This is a genomic window from Pseudomonas gingeri (assembly GCF_013385635.1).
GTDB classification, from domain to species: Bacteria; Pseudomonadota; Gammaproteobacteria; order Pseudomonadales; family Pseudomonadaceae; genus Aquipseudomonas; species Aquipseudomonas gingeri_A.
Genome location: NZ_JACAPR010000001.1, coordinates 1 through 16,465, shown reverse-complemented (window position 1 = coordinate 16,465; position 16,465 = coordinate 1). Strand labels below are relative to the sequence as shown.

General features: G+C 63.3%; 16 protein-coding genes. 6 read left to right on the top strand and 10 right to left on the bottom strand.

Annotated elements, in window-relative coordinates; genetic code table 11:
• Nucleotides 1–22: 22 nt before the first annotated feature.
• From alr to dadA, 3 genes are all read right to left on the bottom strand, one after another.
• Nucleotides 23–1,096 (bottom strand): alanine racemase, encoded by a 1,074-nt coding sequence (gene alr / locus HX851_RS00080; RefSeq protein ID WP_177064491.1) that lies wholly within the window; start codon nucleotides 1,094–1,096, stop codon nucleotides 23–25.
• A gap of 90 nt (nucleotides 1,097–1,186) precedes the next feature.
• Entirely contained in the window at nucleotides 1,187–1,540 is a 354-nt protein-coding gene (locus HX851_RS00075; protein ID WP_177058333.1) for a RidA family protein, read from the bottom strand.
• Nucleotides 1,512–2,813 carry a D-amino acid dehydrogenase gene (gene dadA / locus HX851_RS00070; RefSeq protein WP_177064489.1) on the bottom strand — a complete coding sequence of 434 codons (1,302 nt, stop codon included), beginning with the start codon at nucleotides 2,811–2,813 and terminating at the stop codon, nucleotides 1,512–1,514. Before dadA ends, HX851_RS00075 begins: the two co-directional genes overlap by 29 nt.
• Before the next feature lie 157 nt (nucleotides 2,814–2,970).
• Here dadA and HX851_RS00065 point away from each other — a divergent pair, with 157 nt between their 5' ends.
• Nucleotides 2,971–3,459 (top strand): Lrp/AsnC ligand binding domain-containing protein, encoded by a 489-nt coding sequence (locus HX851_RS00065; RefSeq protein ID WP_017125528.1) that lies wholly within the window; start codon nucleotides 2,971–2,973, stop codon nucleotides 3,457–3,459.
• 116 nt (nucleotides 3,460–3,575) lie between these two features.
• Here the strand turns inward: HX851_RS00065 and HX851_RS00060 are convergent, their stop codons facing one another.
• A complete protein-coding gene (locus HX851_RS00060; protein ID WP_177058335.1) occupies nucleotides 3,576–3,929 on the bottom strand; it encodes a YkgJ family cysteine cluster protein in 354 nt (117 codons plus the stop codon).
• 150 nt (nucleotides 3,930–4,079) lie between these two features.
• Here HX851_RS00060 and HX851_RS00055 point away from each other — a divergent pair, with 150 nt between their 5' ends.
• Complete coding sequence (locus tag HX851_RS00055; RefSeq protein WP_177064486.1) at nucleotides 4,080–5,372, top strand: NAD(P)/FAD-dependent oxidoreductase; 1,293 nt, start codon at nucleotides 4,080–4,082, stop codon at nucleotides 5,370–5,372.
• On the opposite strand, the gene HX851_RS00050 is transcribed toward HX851_RS00055, so the two are convergent.
• On the bottom strand, nucleotides 5,369–5,614 hold the full coding sequence (locus tag HX851_RS00050; RefSeq protein ID WP_177064484.1) for a DUF1127 domain-containing protein: 246 nt from the start codon (nucleotides 5,612–5,614) through the stop codon (nucleotides 5,369–5,371). The genes HX851_RS00055 and HX851_RS00050 overlap by 4 nt on opposite strands.
• Before the next feature lie 181 nt (nucleotides 5,615–5,795).
• Here HX851_RS00050 and HX851_RS00045 point away from each other — a divergent pair, with 181 nt between their 5' ends.
• Nucleotides 5,796–7,229, top strand: a complete 1,434-nt coding sequence (locus HX851_RS00045) for an aminotransferase-like domain-containing protein (RefSeq protein WP_177058338.1) — start codon at nucleotides 5,796–5,798, stop codon at nucleotides 7,227–7,229.
• Between the two features lie 60 nt (nucleotides 7,230–7,289).
• Nucleotides 7,290–8,843, top strand: a complete 1,554-nt coding sequence (locus HX851_RS00040; RefSeq protein ID WP_177064482.1) for a phospholipase D family protein — start codon at nucleotides 7,290–7,292, stop codon at nucleotides 8,841–8,843.
• On the opposite strand, the gene HX851_RS00035 is transcribed toward HX851_RS00040, so the two are convergent.
• A complete protein-coding gene (locus tag HX851_RS00035) occupies nucleotides 8,840–9,988 on the bottom strand; it encodes an MFS transporter (protein ID WP_177064480.1) in 1,149 nt (382 codons plus the stop codon). The two genes, HX851_RS00040 and HX851_RS00035, sit on opposite strands and share 4 nt — an antisense overlap.
• Nucleotides 9,989–10,207: 219 nt before the next feature.
• Nucleotides 10,208–11,701, bottom strand: coding sequence for an aldehyde dehydrogenase (locus HX851_RS00030; protein WP_177064478.1), 1,494 nt, complete (start codon nucleotides 11,699–11,701; stop codon nucleotides 10,208–10,210).
• A gap of 239 nt (nucleotides 11,702–11,940) precedes the next feature.
• On the opposite strand from HX851_RS00030, the gene HX851_RS00025 reads away from it, so the two are divergent.
• Nucleotides 11,941–12,303 (top strand): cupin domain-containing protein, encoded by a 363-nt coding sequence (locus HX851_RS00025; protein WP_177058342.1) that lies wholly within the window; start codon nucleotides 11,941–11,943, stop codon nucleotides 12,301–12,303.
• Here the strand turns inward: HX851_RS00025 and HX851_RS00020 are convergent, their stop codons facing one another.
• The 3 genes from HX851_RS00020 to rpmB all read right to left on the bottom strand — a co-directional run bounded on the left by HX851_RS00020 (nucleotide 12,304) and on the right by rpmB (nucleotide 14,249).
• Nucleotides 12,304–13,686, bottom strand: a complete 1,383-nt coding sequence (locus tag HX851_RS00020) for a hypothetical protein (protein ID WP_177064476.1) — start codon at nucleotides 13,684–13,686, stop codon at nucleotides 12,304–12,306.
• Nucleotides 13,687–13,847: 161 nt separating this feature from the next.
• A complete protein-coding gene (gene rpmG, locus HX851_RS00015; RefSeq protein ID WP_003177274.1) occupies nucleotides 13,848–14,003 on the bottom strand; it encodes a 50S ribosomal protein L33 in 156 nt (51 codons plus the stop codon).
• A gap of 12 nt (nucleotides 14,004–14,015) precedes the next feature.
• Entirely contained in the window at nucleotides 14,016–14,249 is a 234-nt protein-coding gene (rpmB, locus tag HX851_RS00010) for a 50S ribosomal protein L28 (protein WP_007921114.1), read from the bottom strand.
• A 450-nt stretch (nucleotides 14,250–14,699) separates the two neighbouring features.
• Between rpmB and HX851_RS00005 the strand changes: the two genes are divergently transcribed.
• Nucleotides 14,700–16,289 (top strand): ABC transporter substrate-binding protein, encoded by a 1,590-nt coding sequence (locus tag HX851_RS00005; RefSeq protein WP_177064474.1) that lies wholly within the window; start codon nucleotides 14,700–14,702, stop codon nucleotides 16,287–16,289.
• The last annotated feature ends 176 nt before the right edge of the window (nucleotides 16,290–16,465 follow it).

Here is a 16,465-nt window from a genome sequence, read left to right as displayed (position 1 = left end):
CCGTAATGCGCTGCGCTGCGCGCTAGCCCCCGATGTAGAGCCTCGGGACCCGGCGCAGGTTGCAGAATATCTGGTAGGGAATGGTCTCGGCGCAGGCGGCCACCTCGCTGGCGAGGATGTTTTTGCCCCACAGCTCCACGGTCGAACCGAGCCCGGCCTGGGGTACGTCCGTCAGGTCGACACACAGCATGTCCATCGACACCCGACCCAGCAACTGGCTGCGTTGCCCGGCCACCAGCACCGGTGTGCCGGTCGGCGCATGGCGCGGGTAGCCGTCGGCGTAGCCCATGGCGACCACACCGACACGCATCGGTTTGGGTGTGATGAAGCGGGCGCCATAGCCCACCGGCTCGCCGGCCGGAAGTTCGCGCACGCTGATGATTTTCGACTCGAGGGTCATGACCGGCTGCAAGCGCGCCGCCACCGGATGCTCCTCGCCGAACGGCGTGGAGCCGAACAACAGGATTCCCGGCCGCACCCAGTCACTGGGAATCTTCGGCCAGCCCAGCACCGCCGGGGAGTTACGCAGGCTGACTTCCGCCACCAGGCCCTGGCGCGCCGCTTCGAATACCGCGACCTGCTCGTCGCTGCGCTGGCTGTCCAGCTCGTCGGCACGGGCGAAGTGGCTCATCAGCACGATCTTCGTCACCTTGCCGCTGGTCAGCAGGCGCTGGTAGGCCGCCTGGTAATCCGCAGGGTGCAGGCCGACACGATGCATGCCCGAATCCAGCTTCAGCCAGACGGTGATCGGCGCGCCGACCGTCGTCTGCTCGATGGCTTCCAGTTGCCACAGCGAATGCACCACGCACCAGAAATCGTGCTCGACGATCAACGCCAGCTCGTCGGCTTCGAAAAAGCCTTCCAGCAGCAGGATCGGCGCGCGGATACCCGCGGCGCGCAGTTCCAGTGCTTCTTCGATGCAGGCCACGGCAAAGCCGTCGGCCTCGGCCTCCAGGGCCTGGGCACAGCGCACGGCACCATGGCCATAGGCATCGGCCTTGATCACGGCGAGTGCCTTGGCCCCCGATACTTCACGGGCCAGCTGGTAGTTGTGGCGCAGGGCATGGAGGTCGATCAGGGCACGGGCAGGACGCATGGCGGCAGACTTCTGGACGGTCGGTTGGGAAGAAAAAACCGGCACGACAAGCAGTGTTGCCACACGCCGTGCCGGGAGAGGGATCTTGCGTTAAGGCAGGGCGGCCACGACGGACAGCTCGACCAGGATTTCCGGTTCGCAGAGCTTGGCCTGCACCGTGGCACGGGCCGGGGCCACGCCCTTGGGCAGCCACTTGTCCCAGACCGAGTTCATGCCGGCGAAATCGGCATCGACGTCTTTCAGGTAGATGGTCACCGACAGCAGCTTGGTCTTGTCGGTGCCCGCCAGGTCCAGCAAACGTTCGATATTGGCCAGGGCTTCACGGGTCTGTGTCTCAATCCCGGCATTCATGTCGTCGCCGACTTGCCCGGCCAGATACACGGTCCCGCTGTGAACGACGATCTGGCTCATGCGCTCATTGGTGAGCTGGCGCTGGATTGACATGTCTTGCAGTCTCCTGGTGATTGCCATAACGGGAAATATCGAGGCCTTCGGCGCTGATCTGCGGGGTTTTCTTCGCCATCAGGTCGGCCAGCAGGCGACCGGAGCCACAGGCCATGGTCCAGCCGAGCGTACCGTGACCGGTGTTCAGGAACAGATTGCGCAACGGCGTGGCGCCCACGATCGGGGTACCGTCGGGGGTGGTCGGACGCAGGCCGGTCCAGAAGCTGGCTGCCTGGAGGTCGCCGCCCTGAGGATAGAGATCGTTGACGATCATCTCCAGTGTTTCGCGCCGCCGCGGATTCAGCGACAGGTCAAAACCGGCGATTTCCGCCATGCCGCCGACGCGGATACGGTTGTCGAAACGGGTGATCGCGACCTTGTAGGTTTCGTCGAGAATGGTCGAGGTCGGGGCCATCGCCGGGTTGGTGATCGGCACGGTCAGCGAGTAACCCTTGAGCGGGTAGACCGGGGCCTTGATGCCCAGTGGTTTGAGCAACTGCGGCGAGTAGCTGCCCAGGGCGAGCACGTAGCGATCAGCGGTTTCCAGCTTGCCGTCGATCCACACGCCGTTGATCCGGTCACCGGCGTAGTCGAGACGCTGGATATCCTGCTCGAAGCGGAATTCCACACCCAGCTTGACGGCCATTTCGGCCAGGCGGGTGGTGAAGATCTGGCAGTCGCCGGTCTGGTCGTTCGGCAGGCGCAGGGCACCGGCGAGGATATCGGTAACGCTGGCCAGCGCCGGTTCGACCCGGGCAATGCCGGCACGGTCGAGCAACTCGTAGGGCACACCGGACTCTTTCAGCACGGCGATATCTTTCGCCGCACCATCCAGCTGCGCCTGAGTCCGGAACAACTGGGTGGTGCCCAGGCTGCGCCCTTCGTAGGCGATGCCCGTTTCGGCGCGCAACTCGTCGAGGCAGTCACGGCTGTACTCGGACAGGCGGACCATGCGCTCCTTGTTCACGGCGTAGCGGCTGGCGGTGCAATTGCGCAGCATCTGCGCCATCCACAGGTACTGGTCGACATCGGCGGTGGCCTTGATCGCCAGCGGCGCGTGGCGTTGCAGCAACCACTTGATGGCCTTGAGCGGCACGCCAGGGGCGGCCCACGGCGAGGCATAACCCGGCGAGACCTGGCCGGCGTTGGCGAAGCTGGTTTCCATGGCGGCGGCCGGCTGACGGTCGACCACCACCACTTCAAAGCCGGCCCGGGCCAGATAATAAGCGCTGGCGACACCGATGACGCCACTGCCCAATACCAGAACTCGCATGTGTATGTCCCTCAATCGCGGCCAGCTGCCGATGTTTGTTGTTCAGAGCGAAGATGCGCGCAGTGTAAAAAACAATAGCCAGTGCTTTTCACTATATAAACGCCTATATTTGGCGACAATTCTCGGCAAAATGGCTTTTCACGGAGGCGCATTCCCTATGCGGACCAATCACCAGACCAAACGTGAGCTGGACAAGATCGATCGCAACATCCTGCGCATCCTCCAGGCCGACGGACGCATCTCGTTCACCGAGCTGGGGGAGAAGGTCGGTCTGTCCACCACGCCCTGCACCGAGCGGGTCCGGCGGCTGGAGCGCGAAGGGATCATCATGGGCTACAACGCCCGGCTCAACCCGCAGCACCTCAAGGGCAGCCTGCTGGTGTTCGTCGAGATCAGCCTGGACTACAAGTCCGGCGACACCTTCGAGGAATTCCGCCGCGCCGTGCTGAAACTGCCGCATGTGCTGGAGTGTCACCTGGTTTCGGGCGACTTCGATTACCTGGTCAAGGCGCGGATTTCCGAGATGGCGTCCTATCGCAAGCTACTGGGCGATATCCTGCTCAAGCTGCCCCATGTGCGGGAGTCCAAAAGCTATATCGTGATGGAAGAGGTGAAGGAGAGCCTGAACCTGCCGATTCCTGATTAGTGATCGTTCCCCCCGCTCCGCGTGGGAATGCAGCCCGTGACGCTCTGCGTCGCAAAAACGGACGCGGAGCGTCCTATGAGGCGTTACCACGCGGAGCGGGGGAACGATCCATGGACTCAGACCAGGACCTGGCGGGTACTGGCGATATAGTCGTGGACCTGCTTCTCGGCCCGTGGATGAATCATTTCCACCGGGCGCCGGCCATTGGGGCACGGCAGGCGCGGCGTGGTGCCGAACAGGCGACAGATCAACGGACGCTCGTCGTACACCGTGCAGCCGTTCGGCCCCAGGTGCACGCAGTTCAGCTCGCTCAGCGCCGCTTCCTGTTCGGCCGCGGTCTTGCGCGGCAGACGGGCCATTTCCTCCGATGATGTGGTCACCGGCCCACAGCAGTCGTGGCAACCCGGCACGCACTCGAAAGACGGGATCTGCTGCCGGAGAAAGCGGATTTTCTGGCTGTTGCAGCTCATCGATGGGATTACCGGAGGACAGGGATAGCCCGGGATTCTGCCTGAAAAGCCCGGCTCCAGACAGCACCAGCCGCCCCGCGGTTGCCCGTTCGCAAGGGTCCGGCTTATCCTCCGTAAAATTTTCCAAACACAAAAATCAGGATCACGCACATGAACGCCCCTGCCCGGCACACCGCCTCCTACTACGCCGCCAGCAGCCACCCGCAGCCGGAATACCCGCTGTTGCAAGGTGAGGTGCAGGCCGATATCTGTGTGGTCGGCGGCGGTTTCTCCGGGCTCAATACCGCCATCGAACTGGCCGAGCGCGGCCTGAGCGTGGTCCTGCTGGAAGCCCGCAGGATCGGCTGGGGTGCCAGCGGACGCAACGGCGGGCAACTGATCCGAGGCGTCGGCCATGGGCTGGAGCAGTTCACCGACGTCCTCGGCCAGGACGGCGTGCGCCAGTTGAAGCTGATGGGACTGGAGGCCGTGGACATCGTCCGCCGGCGTATCGAGCACTTCCGGATCGACTGCGACCTGACCTGGGGCTACTGCGACCTGGCCAACAAGCCCCGCGACCTCGAAGGTTTCGCCGAGGACGCCGAGGAGCTCCGGCAACTGGGCTATCGCCATGCAACCCGCCTGCTGCAAGCCGATGAAATGCACAGCGTGGTCGGCTCCGAGCGGTATGTCGGCGGTCTGATCGACATGGGCTCGGGTCATCTGCACCCGTTGAACCTGGCGCTGGGTGAAGCCGCCGCCGCCGCGCAACTGGGGGTGCGGCTGTTCGAACAGTCCGCGGTCACCCGTATCGACTACGGCCCCCAAGTACAGGTGCACTGCGCCCAGGGCTCGGTCCGCGCCAAGACCCTGGTCCTCGGCTGCAACGCCTACCTCAACGGGCTCAACGGCGAGCTCGGCGGCAAGGTGCTGCCCGCCGGCAGCTATATCATCGCCACCGAACCCTTGAGCGAAGCCCAGGCCCGATCGCTGCTGCCCCAGAACATGGCGGTCTGCGACCAACGGGTGGCGCTGGATTACTACCGGCTATCGGCCGACCGTCGCCTGCTGTTCGGCGGCGCCTGCCATTACTCCGGGCGTGATCCGCAGGATATCGCCGCCTATATGCGGCCGAAAATGCTCGAAGTGTTTCCGCAATTGGCGGGGGTAAGGATCGATTACCAGTGGGGCGGGATGATCGGCATCGGCGCCAACCGCCTGCCACAGATCGGTCGCCTGAAGGAGCAGCCCAACGTGTACTACGCCCAGGCCTACGCCGGGCATGGCCTCAACGCCACCCACCTGGCCGGCAAGCTGCTGGCCGAAGCCATCAGCGGCCAGCAGAGCGACGGCTTCGACCTGTTCGCCCGGGTGCCGCACATCACCTTCCCCGGCGGCAAGTACCTGCGTTCGCCACTGCTGGCCCTGGGCATGCTCTGGCATCGCCTGAAGGAATTGCGTTAAGGCCGCCAGAAGGGTTTCAAGCCTTCCGCCCGTGCCTGCTCGCGACTCAGCCCGATATCCCGCAACTCGTCGGGCGTGAGTCCGAGCAGCACCTTGCGGCTATGCAGGCGATGCCAGAACAGTCCCATCCGACCCAGCTCGGGCGTGCATCGGCGGGCGGATGAAACCGTCCCTGCCCGCTCCTGCTCGACCATCAGTTCCTGACTGCGCAAAGCCAGGCGCACATCGCTCAAACCGTTCATTGCCGCTGCTCCTTTGTTACTCGGTTGCCATGAGCAGAGAGCATGACGATTCGGGAAAAACCATTACAGATTCAATCAACCTGTATTATTTCCATACAGAATTGACAAAATCGTCGCTGAATCCTGTATTTTCCCCCTATCTGTACTGGTCAACCGTTTCCATCCTGATCGAGCACCCACCATGACCCTCTACGTCAACCTCGCCGAACTGCTGGGAACCCGCATAGAACAAGGCTTCTATCGCCCAGGCGATCGCCTGCCCTCTGTACGGGCACTGAGCGTGGAACATGGGGTCAGCCTGAGCACGGTGCAGCAGGCCTACCGGATGCTGGAGGACAACGGGCTGGCCTTGCCCAAGCCCAAGTCCGGCTATTTCGTGCCGACCAGCCGGGATTTGCCAGCCTTGCCGGTGGTGGGTCGCCCGGCCCAGCGGCCGGTGGAGATATCCCAGTGGGATCAGGTGCTGGAACTGATCCGCGCGGTACCGCGCAAAGACACCGTACAGTTGGGGCGGGGCATACCGGATGTCGGCAGCCCGACGATGAAACCGCTGCTGCGCAGTCTGGCGCAGATCAGCCGGCGCCAGGACCTGCCAGGGCTGGGCTACGACAATATCTACGGCAACCTCGGCCTGCGCGAACAAATTGCCCGACTGATGCTCGACTCCGGCTGCCAGCTCGGCCCCCACGACCTGGTGGTCACCACCGGTTGCCATGAAGCGCTGTCGGCCAGCATCCGCGCCACCTGCGACCATGGCGACATCATCGCGGTGGACTCGCCGAGCTTCCACGGCGCCATGCAGACCCTCAAGGGCCTGGGCATGAAGGCCCTGGAAATCCCCACCGACCCGATCACCGGGATCAGCCTCGAGGCCCTCGAACTGGCGCTGGAACAGTGGCCGATCAAGGCCATACAGTTAACTCCCAACTGCAACAACCCGCTGGGCTACATCATGCCGGAGTCGCGCAAGCGCGCGCTGTTGCAACTGGCACAACGTTTCGACGTGGCGATCATCGAGGACGATGTGTATGGCGAACTGTCCTACACCTACCCGCGCCCACGCACCATCAAGTCCTTCGACGACGATGGCCGGGTCCTGCTCTGCAGTTCGTTCTCCAAGACCCTGGCGCCGGGCCTGCGCATAGGCTGGGTCGCGCCCGGGCGTTACCTGGAGCGGGTGCTGCACATGAAGTACATCAGCACCGGCGCCACCGCCCCACAGCCGCAGCTGGCCATCGCCGACTTCCTGCGCAACGGACATTTCGAACCGCATTTACGGCGGATGCGTACGCAATACCAACGCAATCGCGACTTGATGCTCGACTGGGTCAGCCGTTACTTTCCCGCCGGGACCCGCGCCAGCCGGCCCCAGGGCAGTTTCATGCTGTGGGTCGAGCTGCCGGATGGCTTCGACACCCAGCGGCTCAATCGCGAACTGGTGGACCAGGGCGTCCAGGTGGCCGTGGGCAGCATCTTTTCGGCCTCGGGCAAATACCGCAATTGCCTGAGGATGAACTACGCTGCCAAGCCAACGGCACAGGTCGAGGAGGCCGTGCGCAAGGTTGGCGCCGCGGCGAGCAAACTGCTCGCCGAAAACCCCTGCGGCAGCGATTGACCTTTATCCGTCGGACAGCGTCCATATGCCAATACCTGCCATGACTCAGGGCGACTGCGCTTGAAATCCTGTTTTCTGTTGATCGCCCTGCTCTTGAGCGGATGCGCCTCACTGGACGTTCCCCGTGTTCCCAGCCAGGCCTTGCCGGCAGCGGACTCGGCCTTCGGGCGCGCGCTCCAGGCCCAGGCCGCGCCCTACCAGGGGCGCTCGGGCTTTCGCCTGCTGCCCAATGGCGGCGAGGCGTTCAGGGCACGGGCGGAACTGATCCGCAATGCCCGGAGCAGCCTCGACCTGCAGTACTACATCGTTCACGACGGCCTGAGCACGCGACTGCTGGTGGATGAACTGCTCAAGGCCGCCGACCGCGGCGTGCGCGTGCGGATCCTGCTGGACGACACGACCAGCGACGGTCTCGACGACATCATCGCCACCCTGGCCGCCCACCCGAATATCCAGATCCGCCTGTTCAACCCGCTGGACCTGGGGCGCAGCACCGTGGCCACGCGAACCCTGGGCCGGCTGTTCAACCTGTCCCTGCAACATCGACGCATGCACAACAAGCTGTGGCTGGCCGACAACAGCGCGGCCATCGTCGGCGGGCGCAACCTCGGCGACGAGTACTTCGGCGCGCAACCGGACCTGAACTTCACCGATATCGACATGCTCGGCATAGGGCCGGTGGCCGAGCAACTCGGCCATAGCTTCGACCAGTACTGGAACAGCGCCCTGAGCAAGCCCATCGGTGAGTTCCTCTCGCGCCAACCCACCGCCCGGGACCTGGCGAATACCCGCAACCGCCTGGAACAGTCCCTCGCTGCCTGGCGCCAGCAGAACCCCGCGCTGTACCAGCGCCTGGCCGACTACCAGCACCGCCCCCACCTGGACACCTGGCGCCGCGAGCTGATCTGGGCCTGGAACCAGGCCTTGTGGGATGCGCCGAGCAAGGTGCTGGCCAGGAACGAACCCGACCCGCGCCTGCTGCTGACCACCCAACTGGCGCCCGAACTGCAGAATGTGCATACCGAGCTGATGATGATTTCCGCGTACTTCGTTCCCGGCCAGCCGGGACTGGTGTACCTGACGGGACGGGCGGACGCCGGGGTCGCCGTCAGCCTGCTGACCAACTCGCTGGAGGCCACCGACGTGCCGGCGGTGCACGGTGGTTATGCGCCCTATCGCAAGGCGCTGCTGGCCCATGGCGTGAAACTCTTCGAGCTGCGCCGCCAGCCCGGCGACCGCGGCGGCAGCGGCCCGCACCTGTTCCACAGTGGCTCGTCCAAGGGCTCGGATTCCAGCCTGCACAGCAAGGCGATGATCTTCGACCGGCAAAAATCCTTTATCGGCTCGTTCAATTTCGACCCCCGCTCGGTGTTGTGGAACACCGAGGTCGGCGTGCTGGTGGATAGCCCGGAACTGGCCGAACACGTGCGCGCCCTGGCCTTGCAGGGCATGGCCCCGGCGCTGAGCTACGAGCCGCGGCTGGAGGCCGGACAACTGGTCTGGGTCACCGAGGACAACGGGCAGATCCATATACTGCACCGCGAACCCGGAAGCTGGTGGCGCCGCTTCAATGCCTGGCTCGCCACCAGCGTCGGGCTGGAGCGCATGCTTTAGGCCGATACCGTCTCAGCCCGGCCAAACGCACCCTGACGCAATACCAGGATCACCAGGCCCAGCGCACCCGCCGCCATGAACAGCGGCAACGCATGCCCGCTGATCCACTGGCTGCCCGCCCCCGCCGCCAGCGGCCCGACCAGACAACCGATACCCCAGAGCTGGGCCACATGGGCGTTGGCGCGAACCAGCGCGTCGTCACGGTAACGCTCGCCGATCAGGATCAACGACAGCGTGAACAGGCCGCCCGCACTCGCCCCGAACAGCACCCACAACGGCCAGATCAGCAGGGTGTCGATCAGCAACGGTACCGCCAGACTCGACAGCATCAGTGCCACCGCACAGCCGGTAAACATCGTCCGCCGCGATATCCGGTCGGCCAAGGCGCCGATCGGCAACTGCAGCAGCGCATCGCCCACCACCACGGTGCTGACCATCGCCAGGGCGATATCCGCCGTGAAGCCCTGGCGCAGACAGTAGACCGGCAGCAACGTCAGGATCATCGCCTCGAAGGCGGCAAACAAGGAGATCGCCCAGGCAATCGCCGGCAGATTCCGACAGAACCCCAGCAGATCCATCAGGGTTACGCGGCTGGACTCCGAAGTCGGCGCCCCACTGCGACCCAGCAACAGGAACGGCGAAGCCACCAGCAGGGCTACCCCGACCCAGAAGCCGTAGTCGCCTTGCGTGCCGACCGCCGCCAGCAGCAACGGCCCGGACAGCTGGCTCAAGGCGTAGCTGCTGCCGTAGAGCGCCACCAGGCGACCGCGCCAACGCTCGATCACCAGTTGGTTGATCCAGCTTTCGCCAAGAATGAAGACGATGGTCAGGATCACCCCGATCATCAGGCGCAGCACCAGCCAGACCGGATAACTCGGCAACAGCGCCAGCAGGCCGATGGACAGCGCCCCGGCCCACAGACACAGGGCCATCAGCCGCGCCGTACCGAAGTGTGCCGCCAGACGACTGGACACACTCGTCCCCACCAGTACGCCAATGGCCGGCATCGCCGCCATGACCCCGATGGCGAACGAGCCATAACCCCAGCCTTCCAGCCGCAGGGACACCAGCGGCATGCTCACGCCCAGCGCCAGGCCGACGCTCAGCACGGCCGCCAGGACGGCGAAATAAGTCGCCCAACGCATTTCCACGCTCCTGTGGATAACTCTGCTTAGAGACAACGCAGCCGGACCTCCTTGCGGAAAGTCCGGCTGTGTCTTGTTGATAACGTCGATCGTTCCCACGCTCCGCGTGGGAATGCAGCCCGTGACGCTCCGCGTCACAAAGCGGACGCAGAGCGTCCAGTGAGGCATTCCCACGCAGGAGCGTGGGAACGATCAGGTAGTTCGCCAGACCTGCCTGGCTTAGAGCTTGATCCAGGTCGCCTTCAGTTCGGTGTATTTGTCGAACGCATGCAGCGACTTGTCGCGGCCGTTACCCGACTGCTTGAAACCACCGAACGGCGCGGTCATGTCACCGCCATCGTACTGGTTGACCCACACGCTACCGGCCCGCAGGGCCTTGGCGGTCTGGTGCGCCTTGGAGATGTTCGCGGTCCAGACAGCGGCAGCCAGGCCATACGGCGTGTCGTTGGCAATCTGGATGGCTTCTTCGACGCTATCGAAGGCGATCACCGACAATACCGGGCCGAAGATCTCTTCCTGGGCGATTTTCATCGCGTTGCTCACACCATCGAAGATTGTCGGCTCAACGTAGGTCCCGCCCGTTTCCTGAAGGGTACGCTTGCCGCCGGCCACCAGCTTGGCGCCATCGGCATGGCCGGAATCAATGTAGGACAGCACGGTGTTCATCTGCTGGGTATCCACCAGGGCGCCGAAATTGGTCGCCGGGTCCAGCGGGTTGCCAGGCTTCCAGGCCTTCAGCGCTTCAATCACCAGCGGCAGGAAACTGTCCTTGATCGAACGCTCGACCAGCAGGCGCGAACCGGCGGTACAGACTTCGCCCTGGTTGAAGGCGATGGCGCCGGCCGCGGCTTCAGCGGCGGCCTGCAGGTCAGGGGCGTCGGCAAAGACGATGTTCGGGCTCTTGCCGCCGGCTTCCAGCCAGACGCGCTTCATGTTCGATTCGCCGGAGTAGATCAGCAGTTGCTTGGCGATCTTGGTCGAACCGGTGAACACCAGGGTATCGACATCCAGGTGCAGGGCCAGGGCCTTGCCGACGGTGTGGCCGTAACCTGGCAGCACGTTCAGCACACCGGCCGGAATGCCGGCCTCGACGGCCAGGGCCGCAATGCGGATAGCGGTCAGCGGGGATTTTTCCGATGGCTTGAGAATCACCGAGTTACCGGTGGACAACGCCGGGCCGAGTTTCCAGCAGGCCATCATCAGCGGGAAGTTCCACGGCACGATGGCGCCGACCACACCGACCGGCTCACGGGTCACCAGACCCAGTTGGTCATGGGGCGTCGCGGCGACTTCGTCGTAGATCTTGTCGATGGCTTCGCCGCTCCAGCTCAGTGCCTGGGCAGCGCCCGGAACGTCGATGAACAGCGAATCGGTGATCGGCTTGCCCATGTCGAGGGTTTCAAGCAGGGCCAACTCTTCGGCATTGGTTTTCAGCAGCGCGGCGAAACGGATCATCGCCGCCTTGCGCTTGGCCGGCGCCAGGCGCGACCAGACACCGGAATTGAAAGTGGCACGGGCATTTTCCACGGCGCGCTGGGCATCGGCGGCATCGCAGCTGGCAACATGCGTCAGCAGGCGGCCATCGACCGGGCTGATGCACTCGAACGTGTCGTTGGAAACAGCAGCGGTGTATTCACCGTTGATGTAGGCGCGGCCTTCAATCTTCAGCTCACGGGCGCGTTGTTCCCAGTCAGCACGAGTCAGGGTGGTCATGCGAGTGTCCTCCTCTTATTTGAAATAGCAGCGCCACGCGCTCTTGCGCCAGCACCGTCCAGAATTCTGCCCGACGGGTCCTGTTTTCGGCCCACGGCACCCACCACCCTAAACCAGCGGCACCTTAAGTTTCAATATATTTGACACAAGGTCGGTAAACGCCGTTGCCATGTTCGTTTTAATAAACATAGACTCGGGGCTTCCGATCGCCCGCCTTACCACTGCCGAGGAAAAGCAGCATGAGCATCCAGGACATCGTCGACTTCAGCGAAGCCAACACCACGCCCGAACGCTTTCGCCCGGCACCGGAAAAGGTGCTCAAGGGCGATCCGCAACAGACGATCTTCAATCACTACGCCAGCCCCTGCGGACAGCTGAATGCCGGTGTCTGGGAAGGCGCGGTCGGCCAGTGGACGGTGAACTACACCGAACACGAATACTGCGAGATCGTGCAGGGCGTATCGGTCCTGCGTGACGCCGACGGCAACGCCAAGACCTTGCGCGCCGGCGATCGCTTCGTCATTCCAGCGGGCTTCAAGGGCACCTGGGAAGTGCTGGAATATTGCCGCAAGATCTACGTGGTGTTCGAACAGAAAGCCTGATCAGGCCTCGACGCACCAATTGCGCGGATCGTCGACGGCCCGCACCGGATAAGGGAGATCGACCTTGAGGTCGTCGCGCTCGATTCGCAGGCGGCCGTCAGCCTTCTTTTCCAGTTCGTCGGCGGTCAGGGCCAGAATCCAGTAGAAATCCTCGCGGCCGCACGCCTCCTGTATCCGGGTCGCGACGGTTGCGGCTATAAGCTCAATGCGGCCGTCACCGAAGACGAAGTCGGCACGCACCCCGACTTCGATTTTTTCCGGCTGCGCGGCCAGAAGGTAGGAGTTGCCGATCTCGAAACTACCCTGCATGGCCCGGTTCGACACCAGCAGGCGCCCACCCGAGGGATCGTTGAAGCGCTGCGAAAATGGCCCGAAGGCCTGCGCAGCCTGGCGATTGGCCTTGGCAACGGCTTCGCCGAGGCGCTGGCCCAACGCCTCGTCAGCGGGCGTGGCCAGCGGCGGCAGCGACTCCAGCAGAATCGCCACCGGCGTTTCTCCCCGGGCGACCCGCGACAACCAATCGACTCCCTGGCGCTCAAGCAGATACCCGGCCAGATCGCCCAGCACATAACTTTCCTGGTCGGCGCTCAGGTAGTCCTCCCGCCCCTGCCGAGTCAGCGTATCCAGCATCCGCACCGACCATTCGGCAGCACCCGGTCGCAGCCCCTGTGCCAGCAATCGACCAACCGACTCCACATAACGCGCACTGCCTTCGGAGCGATCCGTATTGCCGATACGCCTGGCCTCGTCGGCATGCTCGCGCAACCAGCGGCGATGCCAGTAGCTGGCCCGCGCCAACCCGTCAGGCTGACCCTGGGCCGCCGCCAGAAGGTGGCGAATGATCAGGTTGCGATACACCCTCGGTTCGGCGAGCGCTGGATACAGGATACTGCGCTCCGCACCGGGGATATGCACCCAGTCGTGCTCGACGTAAAAATGAAAGGCCTCGTGGGTCGCCAGGCTGAACACATCGGGCACCGCCAGCGGATCGTCCATTCGCCGCCGCTCAGCCTCGGGCAAGGCGTCACCCAGTCCGACAAAGATGGCCGGACGCCCCTGCCAGAGGATCTTCCGATAACGCTGGTACTCATGGGAAAGCCCCAACGCGGCAACCTGCGCCATCTCCACCTCGTGTCCGCCCCGGGCATCCATCACCCAGGCGCGTCGGCCGTTACTGGTCAGCAGCTGGATATCGGCAAACACCCGGGTGGCCTGGTTGAATGCAGCCAGCGCCGGCCAGGCGACCCGGGTCGCCTCGATCATCCGGCGCACGTAAGTGTCGGTGCCGGTTTCATCATCGACCAGCTGCGCCGCCGAAACCGCGACACTGGCCGCCGCCAGGAACACCAGCAACAGCAATGCAAACATCCTTGCAATGATCATTCACGCCCTCCTTGACTGTGTTGTCCCGCCGTTCAGGCAGTCTAGGAAAGGCACAACGGGACAGACGCAGGAAAAGGCCACGCAAGATGAAGGAAATGGCCGAAAAACAGGCGAAAAAAAACCCCGAACCAGTCGGGGTTTTTCTCGAAAAACAAAATCAATTACTTGATTTTGCCTTCCTTGTAGATCACGTGCTTGCGAACAACCGGATCATATTTCTTGATCTCGATTTTGTCCGGAGTAGTGCGCTTGTTCTTGTCAGTCGTGTAGAAATGACCAGTACCGGCGCTCGAGATCAAACGAATCAATTCACGCATGATTTAGCTCCCTTATACCTTGCCATCGCGACGGAGTTCGGCCAGCACGACATCAATGCCGCGCTTGTCGATGATACGCATGCCCTTGGCGGAAACGCGCAGACGCACAAAACGCTTCTCCGACTCAACCCAGAAGCGGTGATGCTGCAGGTTCGGCAGGAAACGACGACGGGTTTTGTTGTTTGCGTGGGAAATGTTATTCCCAGTCACCGGACCCTTACCGGTAACTTGACAGACTCTAGACATGCCTCAGCCCTCTAAACCACATGCCCAACCCGGCATGGGTTGGCCGCTTAATCTCTCAGTCATTTGGCGCCAGGCGCCGCGTTTCTTTAAGGGTCTTACCGGCTACACCTACAAGCGAAGGAACCGGGCCCCTAGAAAAGAGCGCTGCTTTATACCAGAAAGACTACGGTGCAACAACATCAAGTGCGATTAAAACCGTGTCGAGCGCCCGAAAACCAGGGTACGAGACGCCAGTGCAGGGGCTTGGGCAACAAATGCCGCTCGTCGCACAAAGCCTGGCCCACCGGGGAAAAGCCCGGAAACCCCGTGTGGGGAAGCGCGGCCGATTGTACAGTGCCCAAGGCACGCCGAGTAAAAATGGGATAGTCAATTGTCGCCCGGCGCACTAGGGTAGAGGTTTTTCCAGACTGCACTCGCAGATGGGACAACGACCTGCAAAGGAAACTGAATATGCGCTTCGCTGCCCTACCGCTATTGCTCGTCCCGTTTCTCAGCCCGCTGGCCTTCGCCGCGACCTCGCTGAGCGTCTGCACCGAAGCCAGCCCGGAAGGCTTCGACGTCGTGCAGTACAACTCGCTGACCACCACCAACGCCTCGGCGGATGTGCTGATGAACCGCCTGGTGGACTTCGACGCCGCCAGCGGCAAGCTGGTGCCGAGCCTGGCCGACAGCTGGAGCGTCTCGGATGACGGCCTGACCTATGAGTTCAAGCTGCACCCGGGAGTGAAATTCCACCACACCGACTACTTCAAGCCGACCCGCGACCTGACCGCGGCCGACGTCCGCTTCAGTTTCGAACGCATGCTGGATCCGGCCAACCCCTGGCACAAGATCGCCCAGAGCGGTTTCCCCCATGCCCAGTCGCTGCAACTGCCGGCGCTGATCAAGCGCATCGAGGCCACCGATCCGTTGACCGTGCGCTTTACCCTGGATCATCCGGATTCGACCTTCCTGGCGGCGCTGAGCATGGGCTTTGCCTCCATCTATTCGTCGGAATACGCCGACAAGCTGATGGCCGCGAATACGCCGGAGAAACTCAACAGCCAGCCGGTCGGCACCGGTCCGTTCGTTTTCGGGCGATTCCAGAAGGACGCATCGATCCGCTATACCGCCAATCCGGACTACTTCGCCGGCAAGCCGGCGGTGGATAACCTGATCTTCGCGATCACCCCGGACGCCAACGTGCGCCTGCAGAAACTGCGGCGTAACGAATGCCAGATCGCTCTCTCGCCCAAGCCCCTGGACGTTGGTGCGGCAGGCAAGGACCCGGCGCTCAAGGTCGAGAAGACCGCCGCCTTCATGACCGCCTTCCTCGCCATCAATAGCCAGCATCCACCGCTGGACAAGCCGGAAGTGCGCCAGGCGATCAACCTTGCGTTCGACAAGACCAGCTACCTCAAGGCCGTCTTCGAAGACACCGCCGAAGCCGCCAACGGCCCTTACCCGCCCAATACCTGGAGCTACGCCAAGGACCTGCCCGGCTATGCCTACGACCCGGCGAAGGCCAAGGCGCTGCTGGCCAAGGCCGGCTTCAAGGATGGCTTCCAGACCACCATCTGGACCCGGCCATCGGGCAGTCTGCTCAATCCCAACCCGAGCCTTGGCGCACAGTTGCTGCAGGCCGACCTGGCGGAAGTGGGTATCCAGGCGGAAATCCGCGTAATCGAGTGGGGCGAGCTGATTCGTCGCGCCAAGGCCGGCGAGCATGACCTGCTGTTCATGGGCTGGGCCGGCGACAACGGTGACCCGGACAACTTCCTGACGCCGCAATTCTCCTGCGCCGCCGTGAAGTCCGGCACCAACTTCGCGCGCTATTGCGATGCCAGCCTGGACAAACTGATCAGCGCCGGCAAGACCACCAGCGAACAGGGCGTGCGCAGCAAGCTCTACGAGCAGGCCCAGGCGCAGATCCAGCAGCAGGCACTCTGGCTGCCACTGGCCCACCCGACGGCCTTCGCCCTGGTACGCAAGGATGTCCACGGTTATCAGGTGAGCCCGTTCGGACGCCAGGACTTCTCCAGGGTCAGCCTCAAACCCTGAGATTGACACGCCCCCTGTAGGTTGCCGGCGATGAGGCCTTCGAGCCTTGCGGCGCCCATCCGGACGCCATCGCCGGCAAGCCGGCTCCTATGTATGGACTCGCCTCCACTGTCTACCCCGCTTTTAAAACACTGCTGCCCGGTTGCATCTATGTATAAGGCCTATTCGAGGAAGCC

Excerpts from the sequence above, each read along its gene's own strand:
- alr (WP_177064491.1), bottom strand. The coding sequence starts at position 1,096 with ATGCGTCCTGCCCGTGCCCTGATCGACCTCCATGCCCTGCGCCACAAC.
- HX851_RS00075 (WP_177058333.1), bottom strand. The coding sequence starts at position 1,540 with ATGTCAATCCAGCGCCAGCTCACCAATGAGCGCATGAGCCAGATCGTC.
- dadA (WP_177064489.1), bottom strand. The coding sequence starts at position 2,813 with ATGCGAGTTCTGGTATTGGGCAGTGGCGTCATCGGTGTCGCCAGCGCT.
- HX851_RS00065 (WP_017125528.1), top strand. The coding sequence starts at position 2,971 with ATGCGGACCAATCACCAGACCAAACGTGAGCTGGACAAGATCGATCGC.
- HX851_RS00060 (WP_177058335.1), bottom strand. The coding sequence starts at position 3,929 with ATGAGCTGCAACAGCCAGAAAATCCGCTTTCTCCGGCAGCAGATCCCG.
- HX851_RS00055 (WP_177064486.1), top strand. The coding sequence starts at position 4,080 with ATGAACGCCCCTGCCCGGCACACCGCCTCCTACTACGCCGCCAGCAGC.
- HX851_RS00050 (WP_177064484.1), bottom strand. The coding sequence starts at position 5,614 with ATGAACGGTTTGAGCGATGTGCGCCTGGCTTTGCGCAGTCAGGAACTG.
- HX851_RS00045 (WP_177058338.1), top strand. The coding sequence starts at position 5,796 with ATGACCCTCTACGTCAACCTCGCCGAACTGCTGGGAACCCGCATAGAA.
- HX851_RS00035 (WP_177064480.1), bottom strand. The coding sequence starts at position 9,988 with ATGCGTTGGGCGACTTATTTCGCCGTCCTGGCGGCCGTGCTGAGCGTC.
- HX851_RS00030 (WP_177064478.1), bottom strand. The coding sequence starts at position 11,701 with ATGACCACCCTGACTCGTGCTGACTGGGAACAACGCGCCCGTGAGCTG.
- HX851_RS00025 (WP_177058342.1), top strand. The coding sequence starts at position 11,941 with ATGAGCATCCAGGACATCGTCGACTTCAGCGAAGCCAACACCACGCCC.
- HX851_RS00020 (WP_177064476.1), bottom strand. The coding sequence starts at position 13,686 with ATGATCATTGCAAGGATGTTTGCATTGCTGTTGCTGGTGTTCCTGGCG.
- rpmG (WP_003177274.1), bottom strand. The coding sequence starts at position 14,003 with ATGCGTGAATTGATTCGTTTGATCTCGAGCGCCGGTACTGGTCATTTC.
- rpmB (WP_007921114.1), bottom strand. The coding sequence starts at position 14,249 with ATGTCTAGAGTCTGTCAAGTTACCGGTAAGGGTCCGGTGACTGGGAAT.
- HX851_RS00005 (WP_177064474.1), top strand. The coding sequence starts at position 14,700 with ATGCGCTTCGCTGCCCTACCGCTATTGCTCGTCCCGTTTCTCAGCCCG.